Raw genomic sequence first — 15,191 nt, forward strand, 5'->3', positions numbered from 1 at the left:
AGCACCTTCGCGGCGACCCCGACAAGCCCATTGTCACTGGATGCGTCTATAACGGCAAAAACAAACCGCCTTACGAGCTCCCGGAGCACAAGACACGCTCGACTTTCAAGACGGGTACACACAAAGGAGAAGGTTACAATGTGCTGAGGTTTGAGGACGAAAAGGGGCGGGAAGAGATTCACCTTCACGCACAGCTCGACCACAGCTTAAAAGTTCTGAACCATCAGACGAAACGCGTGGATCGAACCAAGGTTGAAAGTATTGGCGCGGCTAGTCTGCGAGAGGTCAGGTTGGTTGATGTCCACAATATCGGCATGGGCATGACAGTAAGTGTTGGCACCGGGTCGCACGGCGGATTCGTGCGAAAGCCGCTCACAGATAATCCTCAAGGATTCAGGGTAGCGGCTTACAACTTCGAACAGTCTTTCCCGGAAATGACAGGTCGAGGAACATATTCGCTGACGGCTGCCTCTGCTATTGCGCCCACCGAAGGCACCACATTCTACAAGAGCGTGGGAACATCTGCGACGCTGACCTATGGCGTAAAGCTATCACAAACGGTGCAACAAACTGTCCGGGAAACGACGGGTAAGAACCACTCTCAGGTCATAGGAGAGAAGTACCGCCTTGATGCACAAAAAGAAATTCCCCTGCGCTGCGGCGCGTCTGAGTTGATCATGAAAGCGGACGGCACACTCCTGATCAACGGGAAGGATATGACTACAACGCTGACGGGGAATTTGACGAACAAGGCTGCCGGAAGCATAAAAATGAACGCTTCAAAGATTTAGCTGAACTGATGTTTTTCAAACGGAACCGAATAATTTTTGTCCTGCTGCTTCTTGCTCTAGGTGTAGCGGCTTTGTGGTCTTTGGCCGCTAGGTCAGCTGATACAAGGGAAGAAAAGTTGAAAAGCCATGTAACGCTTTATATGGGCGAACCCTTACTCAGCAAAGGCGGCACTGTCATTGTCGGTTCTGTTCCCATACCAGAAGAAGAGTGGCGCGTGCTGGATGGCCTTAATCTGGCTGACGCGGATGATGGCAACGCAAAGCGCAGACAGCTTGGGCCGCAGGACCGGCTTTTCGGGGCCTACGTCTCTGGTCCGGTTTCCTATGTTGAGATGTATTATCCCGAGGGCGGCACCTTCGGCTTCAATCTGGTGCCCGGCCCCAAGATAGAAAACCCTGCACGCCTAAGCACAGAACGTATTTTGGTGGGAAGCGGCGGGTGGATGGACCGCAGCACAGGCGAGCGTCACGTGTGGCCGGATGTCTCGGTGATTCATGTCTTAGGCTCGACGGCAGACAAGGGAAACAGCCGTCTGGCGCGGGTAATGCAGGCAAATATCCTAAATACAGGGCCTGACAAAAAGGGGTATGCGGGAGTTTTGGTATATTCGCCGAGTTTGGCACAGCTGAAAGAAGGTACATTTGGGGGCTATAAATGACAGCCATTAATATTATCACCCGGTCGTTCCACCCAGATGCCAACTTCGGCGTTGGCGGCCTTGGATTTGAAGGCGATGATCGCGACTTCTCATTTGACAAGAATGTGACGGCTCGAATTTACCATATTATGCCCATCATCAGGCCGCAGGCGCAAAGGGGGCGCCGAAACAGAGACTTGGCCGTTCAAGAGGTGCCGCGCTCGCCCGGTGAGTTGATCCGTGTCAGCCGCGCGCCAGGACCTGATCCATATAGGTCATCATCTGCCCGACCTCCTGCTGCAGGTCGCTGATGAAGGCGCGGTTGACCATCGAAGGGGTGGCATAGCCGGGTGTCAGGATCGAAACCCCGGCTGATACCCTTGGCCGGAAACGGCGGATCACCAACTGGTCGGCCTCCGGAGTCTGCAAGATGTGGCTGTATGCGGTGATCATGTCGCAGATCATCCCGCAGGCTCCCGCCGCTACGAAGGTCAACCCCGGCAGAAACGTGCGCAGTTCGAACCGCTTGTTGAAGCGCACGCCCGCCTCGCGGAATACGGTCTCGGTGCGCAGGGCAGTGCCGTGATGGTCGAACAGCGCCGCCATCGGGCGGCCGTCCAGATCCGCTGGTGTGATCACCTCGGCGCTGCGCAAGGGATCATCCGCAGGCAGGATGCAGACGCATTCCAGCTCATAGTCCACCTGGTTGATCGAGGCCCTCGGCGCAGGCGTTTCGGCAAAGCCCATGTCGAACTGCTGCGAGGCGATCAGATCCTCGATCACATCAGACGACCGCATGATGAGCGACACCTGCAGATCGTCCTTGCCAACTAGAAAACGGGTCAGCAGGCGCGGCAGGAACACGCTGGAGGCTGCCGGATGGCAGGCGATCTTCAGTTTGCCGGACTGGAGCGCGCTGACCCGTTCGAGCGTGCGTTCGGTGCGCTCGACCCGGCTCAGGATATCCTCGCATTCCTCCAGAAAAAAATAGGCCTCCGGCGTCGGCGTCAGCTTGCCATGGGTGCGCACAAACAGCGCAAACCCCAACTGGTCTTCCAGCGTCTGCACCATGGTGGAGACCGCCGGCTGGGTGCGCCCGACGGTGCGCGCCGCCTGGCTGATGGAACCGGAGCGCATGACCTCGCGAAACGTCGTCAACTGGCGCAGAGAGAGGGGCATTTGGCATAAACTCAATTGATGGACCTAAAGATATTATCAAATTGATTTTATGCACGCTGTCCAGTGTGATGTCCCGAAACCGCACAGACGGCGCAGCAACCGGGGGACACATGGACACATTTGCCAAATATCTGCTGACCGCATTGATCTGCCTCGTGGCACTGGGGCAATTCGTGCAGGTCATCACCCGCTATGTGTTGCAGGTGCCGGTGATGGGGCTGGAAGAAACCATGCTTTATCCGACCCTGTGGCTCTATATCCTCGGCTCGGTGAACGCCTCGCGCGAGAACACCCATATCCGCGCCAACGTGCTGGAGATCTTTGTCACCTCGCAGCGCGGCCACACCATTCTCGCCATTATCGGCGAGGTGATCAGCCTCATCGTAGGTCTGTGGCTGCTGTCCTGGGCCTGGGAGTACACCCGCTACGCCTGGCGGGTCTGGCGTGAGAGCCCAACCCTCTACATTCCGACCTTCTATTCCGACGTGGCCCTGCTGGCCGGTCTTGCACTGATGATGGTCTACACCGCCTGGCACCTCTGGGGCCACATTTGCAGCCTCAAGTCCGGAGACACCGCATGATCGAGATCGCGCTACTGGCCATTGCCCTTCTGGTGATCACGCTGACCCTGGGGGTGCCGCTGCCCTATTGTTTCGGCGCGGCGCTGATGGTGATGTATCTGATCGGCGACGTCACCATGAAGGGCATGATGCTCTGGGGGTTCCAGCAGATGGGCAATCCGGTGCTACTCGCGATCCCGCTCTTCGTGCTGGCCGGAACGATCATGTCCGAAAGCGGCATTGCCGCCTCGCTGCTGCGTTTCGTCAATGCGTTCATCGGCCATGTGCGCGGCGGCCTCGGTGTGGTGGCGGCGGTGTCCTGCGCCGTCATCGGGGCAATCTCCGGCTCCGGCCTTACCGGGATTGCGGCGATCGGCCCACTGCTGATCCCGGAGATGGAGAAACGCGGCTACCCGCGGGCCTATGCCACCGCCCTGATTGCCAATTCCTCCATTCTCGGTCTGCTCATCCCGCCCTCGGTCACGATGATCGTCTACGGTTGGGTCACCGATACGTCGATCCTGGCCTGCTTCCTCGCCACGCTTGGTCCCGGCCTGCTGATCATGACCGCTTTCTCGATCATCAACCTGGTGATGTCGCGCAACTTCGATCTGGTGCTGGATGACAAGCCGAGCTTTACCGAACTCTCCGGCGAGGTCGCCCGGCGCGGGTTTCACGCCTTCCCGGCGCTGTTGATGCCGGTGATCATCCTTGGTGGCATCTACGGCGGCATCATGACCCCGACAGAAGCCGCCGCCGTGGCCGTGATCTATGCGGTACCGGTGGGCTTTCTGATCTATAAAGGCCTGCGCTGGGACAATTTCTTCTCTGCCGGCAAGGAAGCTGCCACCGCTGTGGGCGCGATCATGATGATGATCCTGTTCTCGATGATCCTGAGTCAGATGTTTGTCTACGAAAGCATCCCGCAACAGCTGGTGCAGGGCATCTTTGCGATCACCGAAAACAAGGTGCTGCTTCTGATCCTCATCAACATCCTGCTGTTCCTGGTGGGCATGGTAGTGAATGACGTGACCGCCATCATCCTGATCGCACCGCTGCTGTTGCCGCTGATGCAGGCGATCGGCATCAGCCCGGTGCAGTTCGCCGCCATCATGGGCGTCAACACCGCCATGGGCGGGGTTACGCCGCCCTATGCCTCGATCCTCTATCTCGGGGCGCGCATCGGCAAGGTGAAGGTCACAAAGGTGATCCCCCCGGCGATGAAGCTGATCCTGTTCGGCTATGTTCCGGTGGTCTTCCTGACCTCGCTCTGGCCCGATCTGTCACTCTTTCTGCCGCGCCTGTTCGGCTACGACATCACCCCCTGATCCGTCAAACCGCACGCAACCAGACATCTAGAAATCAACACGGAGGACACCCCATGAAACATGCATTCCTGACCACCGCCGCGGCAGCGCTGATGGCGATCGGCACCCACACGAGCGCCGAAACCCTCAAGATGAGCCATGTGCGCCCGCAGGACACCACCATCGACACCGAATTGCGCGCCTTTTCCGCTGCCGTTTCAGACGCCACCGGCGGTGATCTGAGCGTCAAGCTGTTCCCCGCCTCCGCCCTGGGGGACTACACCACCGTGCAGGAGCGCATCAGCGTCGGTGCCATCGACATGGCGACGCAGCCAGCTGCCACCGCCGCCGACCGCCGCATGCAGATCTCCTCCTTCCCCTATCTTGCGGGTAACTGGGAACAGGCACGCGCGGTCTATGGCCCCGGTGGGGCCGTGCGCGAGGTGATGGCGGAGCTTTACGCCGAGCAGGAGATTACCATGCTCGCCGCCTATCCGGTCTATTTTGGCGGCATTTCCCTCAACGTCGAAAACCCCGCCGCCGGCTCAGTCGATCCCAACGGCATCAAGGTGCGCGTGCCGGGCATCAAAAGCTTTCAGCTGACCGGCGAGGCGCTTGGCTACATCCCCGCGCCGATCCCCTTCTCCGAGGCCTTCACCGCGGTGCAGACCGGGGTTGTGGACGGGGTCATCGGCTCCGGCGCCGAAGGCTATTACGCCTCCTTCCGCGATGTGACCAAGACCTACATCCCCGCCAATACCCATTTCGAGGTCTGGTACATGATCATCTCAAACGAGAGCCTCGCCGGCCTGTCGGATGAAGATCAGTCCGCGTTGATCAAGCAGGCTCAGGCCTTTGAGGCGACCCGCTGGGATGTGGCCGAGGCCGACCAGCAGCGCAGCGAACAGCGCCTCGTGGACGAGCTGGGTGCCACCGTGGTCAGCCTCAGCGACGCGGAGCTGGCGGCAATGGCGGCCAAGGTGCGTAGCGATGTTTGGCCGGCAGTGCTGGAGGATGTGGGCGCCGACTGGGGCCGCGCGATCCTCGACAAGGTGGCCGCGGCCGCCGAGTGATCTGCGCTGCCCGCGCCTGACCCGCAGCGGACAGGAGACGCAGAGCCACAGTTCGGGCGGGGAGAGAGCGTCCCCGCCCGGCCTCCCCCTTTGACCCCAAGACCTGGAAAACGAGCATGGACAGCGATTACGCGATCATCGGCGGCGGCATTGTCGGCCTTGCGGTGGCCTGGGGCCTGTTGCGGCGCGGGCTGACGGTCACGGTGCTGGACGGCGATGACGGTTCATTTCGGGCCAGTCGCGGCAATTTTGGTCTGGTCTGGGTTCAGTCGAAGGGGATGAAACAACCCCGCTACGCCCGCTGGTCGCAGAGTTCGGCGCGGCTTTGGGCCGAGTTTGCCGCCGAGCTGGAACAGAACACCGGCGACGCGGTGCCGCTAGAGCAGAACGGCGGGTATGACCTGCATTTTTCCGAAGACACGCTGCAGGCGACTGTGGAGAAATACGAAATCCTGAAGGCGGAGCTGGATGGCGACTACCCCTATGATGTGCTTGGCCACAACGCCCTGCGCAAGGAAGAGCCGCATATCGGACCCAAGGTGGTCGGCGCGATCCTGCATCACCAGGACGGCCACGCCAATCCGCTGAAGCTGCTGCTGGCCCTCGCTCGCGACGTGCGGCGCCGAGGCGGGCGGGTCCTGACCGGCAAGACCGTGACCGAGGTGACCCAGCCGGATGGCTTTGAACTTGCCTGCGCCGATGGCACGCGTGTCCGCGCTGCCAAGGTCGTGCTGGCTGCGGGGCTTGGGGCCGCGCGCCTTGGGCCGCAGATGGGGTTCAAGGCACCGATCCGCCCGCAACGCGGGCAGGTGCTGATCACCGAGAAGCTGCCAAAGCTGATCAACCGCCCCTCCCTGATTGCCCGGCAGGTCGATGAGGGCGGCATCCAGATCGGCGCCACCAACGAGGAGGTCGGCCACGACGATGGCGTCACCCAGTCCGGCCTCTCCGGCCTTGCAGCCGAGGCGATCGCTGCATACCCGGCGCTGGCGCGGGCACAGTTGGTGCGCAGCTGGGGCGCGCTGCGGGTGCTGTCACCCGACGGGCTGCCGATCTACCAGCGCAGTGCCGAAATGCCCGGCGCCAGCCTCGTCACCTGCCACAGTGGCATCACCCTTGCTGCCGCCCATGCGATGCTCCTGCCGGACTGGCTGGAGGGCACCGCGGCGGCTCCCGACCTGGAGGTGTTCAGTGAATCCCGTTTTGCCATTTCTTGAGATCGAGGCCAGCAGCGCCCCTCGGGTGGAGGTCCGGTTCGACGGCGCCCCCTTGCTGTTGCCGCTGGGGGCAAACCTGGCCGCTGCACTGCTGGCCGCCGGAATTGAGCGCTTTCGTGACACGCCGGTGTCCGGCGCCCCTCGTGCGCCCTTTTGCATGATGGGCGCCTGTTTCGACTGTCTGGTGGAGATCGACGGCATGCAGCGACAGGCCTGTATGATCGAGGTTGCCGAAGGACTTCAGATTACCCGACCCGGTAGCCCGGAGGTCCGTCATGTCGCATCGTGATCTTGTCATCGTCGGGGCCGGTCCCGCCGGCATGGCCGCCGCTACCGAGGCCGCCAACGCGGGCCTCAGCGTGACATTGCTGGATGAGCAGCCCCGCGCCGGGGGGCAGATCTACCGCGATGTGGATCATGTGCCGGATCACCGGGCCGCGCTGCTTGGGCCCGACTATACAGCCGGTCGCGGCCTCACTGTCGCGCTTCGGCGCAGCCCGGTCGAACATGTAACCGGAGCAGTGGTCTGGTCGATCGAGCCGGGATTTTGCCTGTCCTACTCGCGGGACGGGCGCGGTGCGCAGCTGACGGCCGACCGGGTGCTTCTGGCCACCGGCGCGCTGGAACGACCCATGCCGCTGCCGGGCTGGACCCTGCCCGGAGTGATGACGGCCGGGGCGGGGCAAATCCTGTTGAAGCAATCCGGCGTGCTGGCCCGTTCCGCGGTGCTGGTAGGGGCGGGGCCACTGTTGTACCTGATCGCGGTTCAGATGCTGCGCGCCGGCCAGCCACCCCTCGCGCTTGTCGAGACCCAGACCGGCCGCAACCGCCGTGCCGCCCTGCGCCATCTGGGCGGCGCCCTGCGCGGCTGGCCCTACATGGCCAAGGGGCTGCGGATGTTGGCGGAGCTGAAACGCGGAGGCGTGCCACGCTACACCGGCGCTCAGGACATCCGGATCGAAGGCGACACCCGCGCCGAGGTGCTGTGTTTCAGCCATCGTGGCCGGACCCGGCGTCTGGCGTGCGAGACCGTATTCCTGCATCACGGAGTGGTACCAAATACGCAGGCTGCGCGCGCACTTGGGGTCGCCCATCACTGGAGTACGCAGCAGCAATGTTTCGTCCCGACGCTGGATTGTTGGGGGCGCAGCGATGTGCCCGGAGTCTTTGTCGCCGGGGACGGCGCGGGCATCGGCGGGGCCAAGGCCGCCGCCCTGTCGGGCCGTCTTGCCGCGCTGGCCATCGCCTGCGACGCGGCGCGCCTTACGCCGGATGAGCGGGACCGGCGGGCCAGACCGCTCAGATCTGCGCGCGCCCGCGAACAGGCCCCGCGCCCCTTTCTGGATACCGCCTATCCGCCCTGCGCGCAGGCACTGTCGCCCCGGGATGAGACGTTGGTCTGCCGGTGCGAAGAGGTGACCGCCGGTACGGTCCGCGACCATGCGCGCGCCGGATGCCTCGGCCCCAATCAGACCAAGGCCTTTGGTCGCGTCGGCATGGGGCCATGCCAAGGGCGCTATTGCGGATTGACAGTCACCGCCCTTCTGGCCGAGGCAACTGGGCAGACGCCGGACCAGACCGGCTACTATCGCATTCGCCCGCCACTGAAGCCCGTGACCCTGGGTGAGTTGGCATCACTGAAGACCCCACCCGCCACCGGGAAAAACTGAGGACAGACCAATGATCGAACGTATCGAAACCGGCCAGCGCATGAGCAAGATCGTCAAGCACAATGGTGTTGCCTATCTCTGCGGACAGGTGGGCGATGGTGCTACCGTCGCGGAACAGACTCGCGAGTGCCTGTCGCGGGTCGAGGCACTGCTGAAGACCGCGGGCTCCTCACCCGAACAGATCTTGCAGGCTATCATCTGGGTCGCCGACATGGCGGATTTTGCGGAGATGAACGCAGTCTGGGATGCTTGGGTGCCAGAGGGTCACGCCCCCGCCCGCGCCTGCGGCGAAGCAAAACTGGCCCGTCCGGAGCTGAAGGTGGAGATCCTCGTCACCGCCGCCTGTTGAGCCCCGGTTGAACTCGCTGTGCCCGCCGAATGGCACCGGCGGGCCTCCGCCATCGCCCGTGCCACCCCGTTGCCAGACCGGCGCGCTCCGCTACGGTAGACCCTAGCCCTCGCCACCGGAGACCTTCGTCATGCCCCGTTCAGCCCTGTGTCCGACCCTCGCATTGATTGCGATGATTGCCTTGCCCCTCGCGCCCGCAGCGGCGGAGGAGGCCGGGCACGGGCCGGACTGGCTCGAGGTTACGGATATCACCACCCGGCTGCATGTTCGCACTGCGCCTTCGGCCACGGCATCCCATCTGGGCGCGGTTGAAAATGGCACCGTGCTGCGCAACCTCGGCTGCCGCAGCGATTGGTGTCAGGTGGAACTTCCCGACGGCAGCGCGGGCTGGGCCGCCGCGCGGTACCTGCGCGAGGGCATGGGCCCGGATGCGATCCCCGCCCCAGAGCCGAACTATGACGCCACCGGCCGACTTCCCTGCTCTTTGCGCTACGGCCAGCCCACGTTCCAGTGCGATTTCGGCGTCACGCGGATGGGCGGAGGCGACGCCGACATCACGATTTTCTGGCCCGGAGGCAGCGGGCGGCAACTGGCGTTTCGCGAAGGCATCCCAGCGGTTGGCGGGATCGAGTTTGAACGCCGTGGCGACCTCACCGTGATCGAGCTGGATGAGGAGCGCTATGAGATTCCCGATGCCGTCGTGTTCGGAGGCTGATGGTCATGACCCGAGTTGCGTTTCGCGTCGTTGATGAGCTTTGTTGATGGCGTAACCTTCCACCGTTTCAGCTGCAATTTTATGTGGGTCAGAGTGTTCCAAGCTGATAGCTCTCAAAAGAGGCTTTGCAGCTATGACTGTCGGCAGCCGAATGCGGCCAAACTATTCCGTTGGCCGCAATTCAAATTTCTGAGATGCTCTGGTACCACATGAATTTATTTAGCGTACAAGAGTTTCAGGCTGGTCCGACTAAGTCTGGGTCGTGCAATGCCTGTCGACCATTCGCTGAACCATAGGCGCAAAATGCCAAAAATCTGGTGTTACCATATCCGGTCGCTTTCCTGCGTCATCTAGATAGCGGACGGCAATGATCTGCTCCAAATTCTCATTCTGCTCGAATACAGCGACTTCTTTGGCATCCATCGGGCCGCCCTGAAGGTTGAGCGAATGAACGGAGGCATCTGACAGGCGGCGGAAATACTCAGGCCGTGTCGCACAAAGGTATCGTTTGGCGGCGACATGATAGCGTACGCAATCTGTAATCACGCTGGGGAAAAATCGCTCCAGTACCTCTGCGCCCGCGTCTTCGTGGTGGCGGTCTTCGGTGTCATCCATTGTGAATGTCCCGAATTCACTGGTGAAATGCCCAATGTCATGCAGCAGCGCACCGACGATGATCTCCTCGGGCTGGTCGTTCTGTTCGGCAATCGTTGCCCCCTGCAACATGTGCTGCCCCATGTTCACCGGTTCGCCCAGATACTCTTCATCCCCGCGCCGATCAAAAATGGACCCGATGAATTCCACGATGGTGTCACGGCTCAGGTTGTTGATGTCCGGCTTCATTCTGCGGCCTCCAGGTCGGGTTTGCGGCACAGTGCGTCATAGGTCGACCTCAACCCGTCCTTGTCTGCGTAACACCCCTGCAGCCAGCGCGTACCCTCGCCGGAATAGCCCTTGCGGGCATGGAGAACCCGGGTGTTGTCGACAATGAATGCCTCACCGGGGTTCAGGCGGAAGGTGACTTCCATCGCGGTGTCGTCGATGATTTCGCCAAGGCGGCGATATGCAGCGTAGTAGGTGTCCATCTTCTCAAAGGGGACATCTGTTACGGCAGCAAGGGACCGGTTGTTGAACCGCACTCCGATCAGCTCTCCATCGGGGGCAAGTTCGATCATTGGACGGCGTGATGTCAGGCAAACGCCTGCTTCACCGGCATACTCGAAACGGGCGCAGTGATCTGCCAGTACGTTGAAATATGCCTCGTTTTCATCCCGCAGGCGCTGTGCGGCGGCAAAGCCATCCACCACCATGTTCTCTCCGCCCGCAGCCGAGCTTTCGAGACAATAAAGCACCTGCACCGTGGGAACTGGATCACGGTAGGGGTTGTCGGTATGCGCTTGCAGCCCAAGCCCGGTAAAGGCGAGGTTGGTCGGATTGACTTCAGTGCGAACCTCGAAGTGCCGTCCGTAATTGGTTTCCCGCACAAACCCGAACAAAGCGACCAAATCGAACAGGGCGCCGTCTTTCGCCGGGCCATTCACCACTTTGCCAAACCCAAACCTGCTCACCAGCCCTAACCAGTCGCGCAGGGCGGCATCATTCTGAGACAACTGCTCAAAATCCCCGGTGGGAACATTCCCCATCAAGCCTGAATCCCAGGTTTCAGTTGTGGGGGGCGTCCATCCGCGCTCATGACTTTGTTCGACGTCATAGGCATGGGCATCGAGCCAGCCAAGGTCGTAAGCGACCTCTTTGTTTTCGGGGGCAAACGTGACCTGCAGGGTCTGACCCTGCAGGTCGGCAGAGCGAATGGTGGTATCCGCAGGAATGTCCCGCAGCGAAATCAGGCGCTGGCCATTGGCGGCGGCGCGCGTCTCAGCGTCACTTGCGTTATCGCGCAGCCAGATCGCGTGAAAGCGTTTTTCAGACTGGCCAGAGGTGAGTGTTAGGTGAGTGCCCGCTGAGGCGACAGTGACTGACATTATGGGGCTGTCCTTGTGATGGCGTATTTATGGCGACACCATCGCGTCTGCATGGCATAAGATCAAATTAACAATAATAGCCCTGAGGTGGCGATCTCCTAATGTCAGTTAGCCCTTTCAAAACACCCCCACTGGAGTGGATACGTGCATTCGAAGCGGCTGCTCGCTGCGGCAGCTTTACGGCGGCGGCGGCTGAAAGCGGATTAACCCAATCCGCCATCAGTCAGCGAATTGGTCAGCTTGAAAAGCAACTTGGCACCAGCCTGTTCTTCAGGCGCGCACGCGCCATCGAACTGACGGTGGATGGCGAGGCCTGGTTACCCCATGTGCGATTGGCGCTCACAACGCTGCGCGATAGTTCAGAAGCGTTGTTTGGCTCGGGGCGCGGGCAGATGGCCATCTCGGCGAGCCAATCGATCATTGAGCTGTGGCTTCTGCCACGTCTTGAGAGGTTGGGCCGTATTGCTGAGGGGCAATTGAGCATCCAAACCATGGTGCTGGGAGCCCATGAAGCGGATGTCGACGATGTCATCCGCATAAGGTACGGCGCAGGCGGCTGGCCGCATGATCACAAGTTGAAATTGTTCTCGGAGAAGATAGCCCCGCTCGCCTCGCCTGAATTGGCGGGGCGCGAGGGCCATTGGACGGACTGGCCCCGCATCGCCTGTTCTGGATCACGCCCAGGCTGGAACAGCTGGGCCACGCGCTTTGGTATTGCAACAACCCCGGTGCCGCATCTGCGGTTCGACACATTCCTGTCTGCCCTTGGTGCCGCACGAGCCGGTATGGGAGTTATTCTTGCATCATTGCCACTTTGTGAAAGGGACATTCGGGAGGGGCGGCTCGTTCGGCTAAGCGACGACACGATGGATCATCACGAAAGCTATTGGGCAATCGCAGGGTCGGATGCAATCGCCCGGTCCCAATGGAGTGAGCTTGTCAAAGTGCTTGCCTGAAATTCAGCTTCATCTGCATACCGAAGCTGGAGGGTTCGAACGATAAAGTAACCAGCCGCACGAAAAAATGCCGTTCACTCATCGGATGATCTGATTGGAAGAGGCGCAGACTTTATCTTGGTATGAGGCGAAACGTTCGGAGTACGACATTTGACCCCGCGACAGGCTGCCATGGCCGCGCAATTTCTGGGACGCTCGGATGCGCGGATCACAGGTTCAGTCTATGCTCGATACAGCCCGGAACCCTTGCAGGCAGCAGCAGACGCTTTGAAGTTTGACTAGCCTTAGGTTCAACGAACCTCAGAGTACTGTGTGAAAAACAACAAAGGCGCCCGAAGGCGCCTTGTTTTATTGGTCGGAGCGAGAGGATTCGAACCTCCGGCCCCTGCCTCCCGAAGACAGTGCTCTACCAGGCTGAGCTACGCTCCGACCGTGGCGCGTGGATTATACTTGGTCCCGGGCTTTTGCAAGCCCTATTCGGGCGTATTGTCGCCAGATGTTCGCTTCATGAAAAATGAAACATTGAGACCGCTGCTCAGGACTGCGCGGCTGCGCGTTTGCAAAACCGGTGTGTTGGAGGACCGACCGCCACGGGCCTCGCGCAGGACAATGAAAACGCCGCTTGCAATGATGATACCAGCACCAACCAAGGTAAGAAGATCCATGTTCTCGTCAAAGAGCATGACGCCAAAGATCGTCGCCCAGATGATCTGTGAATACTGCATCGGAGCAACAACGGCCGCTTCGCCAAAGGAATACGCGTAGACCAGCAAGAGCGTCGCGCAAAATCCAAAAACAGAAATGACGGCAAGCCCGGCCAACTCAGCACCGCTGAGCGGGACATATACAAATGGCAATGTCAGCCCCATGATGACCACTGTCGTCAGCATGGGGAACAGCATCAGCACAACACGCCGTTCCACGTTGCTCAGTTTGCGCAGGATCACCGACTGAAAGGCGTTGCCAAATGCCGCCAGCAATGCGGCGGCATGTCCGAAGCCAAGTTCCGTTTCTCCGGGGCGCAATACGACCATAACGCCAGCAAACCCCACAACGACGGCTGCCATGCGTGGCAGACCGACCTTTTCGCCCAGGATGGGAATGGAGAGAATGGTGATGAGCAATGGGGTCGCGAATAGCAATGCATAGGTTTGTGCCAAGGGCAGCACCGAGAACGCGTAAAAGGCTGCGGCAGGCACCACTGACATCGATAGCGACCGCAGCGCAATCCAGCCTGGGTGCTTTGGGCGCAAGGTGCCAGGGGTGGCGTCGCGGACCATCATCATGGTCAGCAGAGGAAAGGACAGAAGGCTCGAGAAAAAAACAATCTGAAAGGCAGATATTTCAGCGCTGACGTATTTTACGATCACGTCGTGAGTGGAGAAAATCACGTAGGCCAGCAGGGCCAAGATAGCTGCTTTTATATTCATTCTGTCACCGAGATGGCTGAAAGCGGCGTCAAAGCGCCATTCCTATAGCGCTAACGCCGAGGAGGGGCATCTTGCAAGGGGCTTGCGCGGGGCCGACCGGGTTTTGTGAACGGCTGAAAATGCATCAGGCCGGGAAAGATCCCGGCCTGATGAAGTAAAATAGCTAGATAATCAGAGGCTTGCGTCGAGGGCGCTCAGAATTGCGTCGCCCATTTCCGAGGTGGTGACCGGGGTCACGCCCTCTTCGCCCAGAAGGTCCGCGGTGCGCACGCCATCGGCGAGAACTTTCTCGACGGCTTTTTCCAGGCGGTCAGCCTCTTCGCCCAGATCAAAGCTGTAGCGCAGCGCCATCGCAAACGACAGCACGCAGGCGATGGGGTTGGCCTTGCCCTGACCGGCAATGTCCGGTGCGGAGCCGTGTACGGGTTCATACAGTGCCTTCGGGCGGCCATTCCCCATCGGTGCGCCAAGCGAGGCCGAGGGCAGCATGCCAAGCGAGCCGGTCAGCATTGCGGCGGCGTCGGACAACAGGTCGCCGAACAGGTTGTCGGTGACGATCACGTCGAACTGCTTGGGCCAGCGGCAGAGCTGCATGGCGCCGGCGTCGGCATACATGTGCGACAGCTCGACCTCGGGGTAGTCCTTGGCCACCTCGGTGACGACTTCGCGCCACAGGATGCCGGACTCCATCACGTTTGCTTTTTCCATCGAGCACAGTTTCTTGCCGCGACGCATCGCCAGTTCAAAGGCGGAGCGCGCCACACGGTCGATCTCGCTCTCGGTGTAGCGCTGGGTGTTGATGCCGACGCGTTCGTTGCCTTCCTCGATGATGCCGCGCGGCTCGCCGAAGTAGATGCCGGAGGTTAGCTCGCGCACGATCATGATGTCGAGGCCGGCGACCACGTCCTTTTTCAGCGAGGAGAAATCCGCCAGCGCGTCAAAACACTGGGCCGGGCGCAGGTTGGAAAACAGATCCATTTCCTTGCGCAGGCGCAGCAGGCCGCGTTCGGGTTTCACCGAAAAATCGAGCGCGTCGTATTTCGGGCCACCGACGGCGCCCAGCAGGACAGCGTCGACTTCTTGAGCCTTGGCCATGGTGTCGTCATGCAGCGGGGTGCCGTGGGCGTCATAGGCCGCGCCGCCGACCAGATCGTCGCTCACATCGAACTGAAGGTCGCGCTTTGCGCCATACCAGGTGATGACTTTCTTGACCTCGGCCATGACCTCGGGGCCGATCCCGTCACCAGGCAAAATCAGAATCGATGGGTTGGACATCTCAAAACTCCTTTGACGTATCGCCAAAGGGCGTAGCGGGCTGCTGTCG

At 60.8% G+C, this 15,191-nt stretch carries 16 protein-coding genes and 1 tRNA gene; 11 read left to right on the forward strand and 6 right to left on the reverse strand.

All coding sequences use genetic code 11. From position 1 onward, the window contains the following. Both CLV89_RS22525 and CLV89_RS00010 read left to right on the forward strand, forming a co-directional pair. Positions 1-791 (forward strand): bacteriophage T4 gp5 trimerisation domain-containing protein (locus CLV89_RS22525; protein WP_423837286.1); only part of this gene is annotated, 791 nt, incomplete at its 5' end. Positions 792-799: 8 nt separating this feature from the next. Further along, entirely contained in the window at positions 800-1,450 is a 651-nt protein-coding gene (locus tag CLV89_RS00010) for a hypothetical protein (protein ID WP_133166692.1), read from the forward strand. Between the two features lie 222 nt (positions 1,451-1,672). On the opposite strand, the gene CLV89_RS00015 is transcribed toward CLV89_RS00010, so the two are convergent. Further along, positions 1,673-2,608 (reverse strand): LysR family transcriptional regulator, encoded by a 936-nt coding sequence (locus tag CLV89_RS00015; RefSeq protein ID WP_106161296.1) that lies wholly within the window; start codon positions 2,606-2,608, stop codon positions 1,673-1,675. A gap of 110 nt (positions 2,609-2,718) precedes the next feature. On the opposite strand from CLV89_RS00015, the gene CLV89_RS00020 reads away from it, so the two are divergent. From CLV89_RS00020 to CLV89_RS00055, 8 genes are all read left to right on the forward strand, one after another. Further along, positions 2,719-3,189 carry a TRAP transporter small permease gene (locus CLV89_RS00020; protein WP_106161298.1) on the forward strand — a complete coding sequence of 157 codons (471 nt, stop codon included), beginning with the start codon at positions 2,719-2,721 and terminating at the stop codon, positions 3,187-3,189. Next, the gene (locus CLV89_RS00025) at positions 3,186-4,496 is read left to right on the forward strand and encodes a TRAP transporter large permease (protein WP_106161300.1); all 1,311 of its coding nucleotides are present in this window, start codon (positions 3,186-3,188) and stop codon (positions 4,494-4,496) included. Before CLV89_RS00020 ends, CLV89_RS00025 begins: the two co-directional genes overlap by 4 nt. Positions 4,497-4,549: 53 nt before the next feature. After that, complete coding sequence (gene dctP / locus CLV89_RS00030) at positions 4,550-5,548, forward strand: TRAP transporter substrate-binding protein DctP (protein WP_106161302.1); 999 nt, start codon at positions 4,550-4,552, stop codon at positions 5,546-5,548. A gap of 116 nt (positions 5,549-5,664) precedes the next feature. Then, positions 5,665-6,765, forward strand: a complete 1,101-nt coding sequence (locus CLV89_RS00035) for an NAD(P)/FAD-dependent oxidoreductase (RefSeq protein ID WP_106161304.1) — start codon at positions 5,665-5,667, stop codon at positions 6,763-6,765. Then, the gene (locus CLV89_RS00040; protein ID WP_243394894.1) at positions 6,740-7,054 is read left to right on the forward strand and encodes a (2Fe-2S)-binding protein; all 315 of its coding nucleotides are present in this window, start codon (positions 6,740-6,742) and stop codon (positions 7,052-7,054) included. The genes CLV89_RS00035 and CLV89_RS00040 overlap by 26 nt, the downstream gene beginning before the upstream one ends. Next, a complete protein-coding gene (locus CLV89_RS00045) occupies positions 7,041-8,435 on the forward strand; it encodes an FAD/NAD(P)-dependent oxidoreductase (RefSeq protein WP_106161307.1) in 1,395 nt (464 codons plus the stop codon). Before CLV89_RS00040 ends, CLV89_RS00045 begins: the two co-directional genes overlap by 14 nt. Before the next feature lie 10 nt (positions 8,436-8,445). Next, positions 8,446-8,784, forward strand: a complete 339-nt coding sequence (locus tag CLV89_RS00050; protein WP_106161309.1) for a RidA family protein — start codon at positions 8,446-8,448, stop codon at positions 8,782-8,784. 130 nt (positions 8,785-8,914) lie between these two features. Beyond that, positions 8,915-9,499: an SH3 domain-containing protein gene (locus CLV89_RS00055; RefSeq protein WP_106161311.1), complete on the forward strand. Its 585-nt coding sequence runs from the start codon at positions 8,915-8,917 to the stop codon at positions 9,497-9,499. 249 nt (positions 9,500-9,748) lie between these two features. Here the strand turns inward: CLV89_RS00055 and tmpB are convergent, their stop codons facing one another. Together tmpB and tmpA are read right to left on the reverse strand one after the other, a co-directional pair. After that, entirely contained in the window at positions 9,749-10,342 is a 594-nt protein-coding gene (tmpB, locus tag CLV89_RS00060; protein ID WP_106161313.1) for a (R)-1-hydroxy-2-trimethylaminoethylphosphonate oxygenase, read from the reverse strand. After that, positions 10,339-11,484: a 2-trimethylaminoethylphosphonate dioxygenase gene (gene tmpA, locus CLV89_RS00065; RefSeq protein ID WP_106161315.1), complete on the reverse strand. Its 1,146-nt coding sequence runs from the start codon at positions 11,482-11,484 to the stop codon at positions 10,339-10,341. The genes tmpB and tmpA overlap by 4 nt, the downstream gene beginning before the upstream one ends. Positions 11,485-11,582: 98 nt before the next feature. Here tmpA and CLV89_RS00070 point away from each other — a divergent pair, with 98 nt between their 5' ends. Next, the gene (locus tag CLV89_RS00070; RefSeq protein ID WP_106161317.1) at positions 11,583-12,437 is read left to right on the forward strand and encodes a LysR family transcriptional regulator; all 855 of its coding nucleotides are present in this window, start codon (positions 11,583-11,585) and stop codon (positions 12,435-12,437) included. A gap of 352 nt (positions 12,438-12,789) precedes the next feature. Here CLV89_RS00070 and CLV89_RS00075 read toward each other — a convergent pair. The 3 genes from CLV89_RS00075 to leuB form a co-directional block, all read right to left on the reverse strand. Then, positions 12,790-12,866: transfer RNA gene (locus CLV89_RS00075), tRNA-Pro, on the reverse strand. A gap of 44 nt (positions 12,867-12,910) precedes the next feature. After that, complete coding sequence (locus tag CLV89_RS00080; protein ID WP_106161319.1) at positions 12,911-13,867, reverse strand: DMT family transporter; 957 nt, start codon at positions 13,865-13,867, stop codon at positions 12,911-12,913. 171 nt (positions 13,868-14,038) lie between these two features. Then, positions 14,039-15,142 (reverse strand): 3-isopropylmalate dehydrogenase, encoded by a 1,104-nt coding sequence (gene leuB, locus CLV89_RS00085; RefSeq protein WP_106161321.1) that lies wholly within the window; start codon positions 15,140-15,142, stop codon positions 14,039-14,041. Between the last annotated feature and the right edge of the window lie 49 nt (positions 15,143-15,191).

This window comes from Tritonibacter scottomollicae, assembly GCF_003003215.1.
Taxonomy (GTDB): Bacteria; Pseudomonadota; Alphaproteobacteria; order Rhodobacterales; family Rhodobacteraceae; genus Epibacterium; species Epibacterium scottomollicae.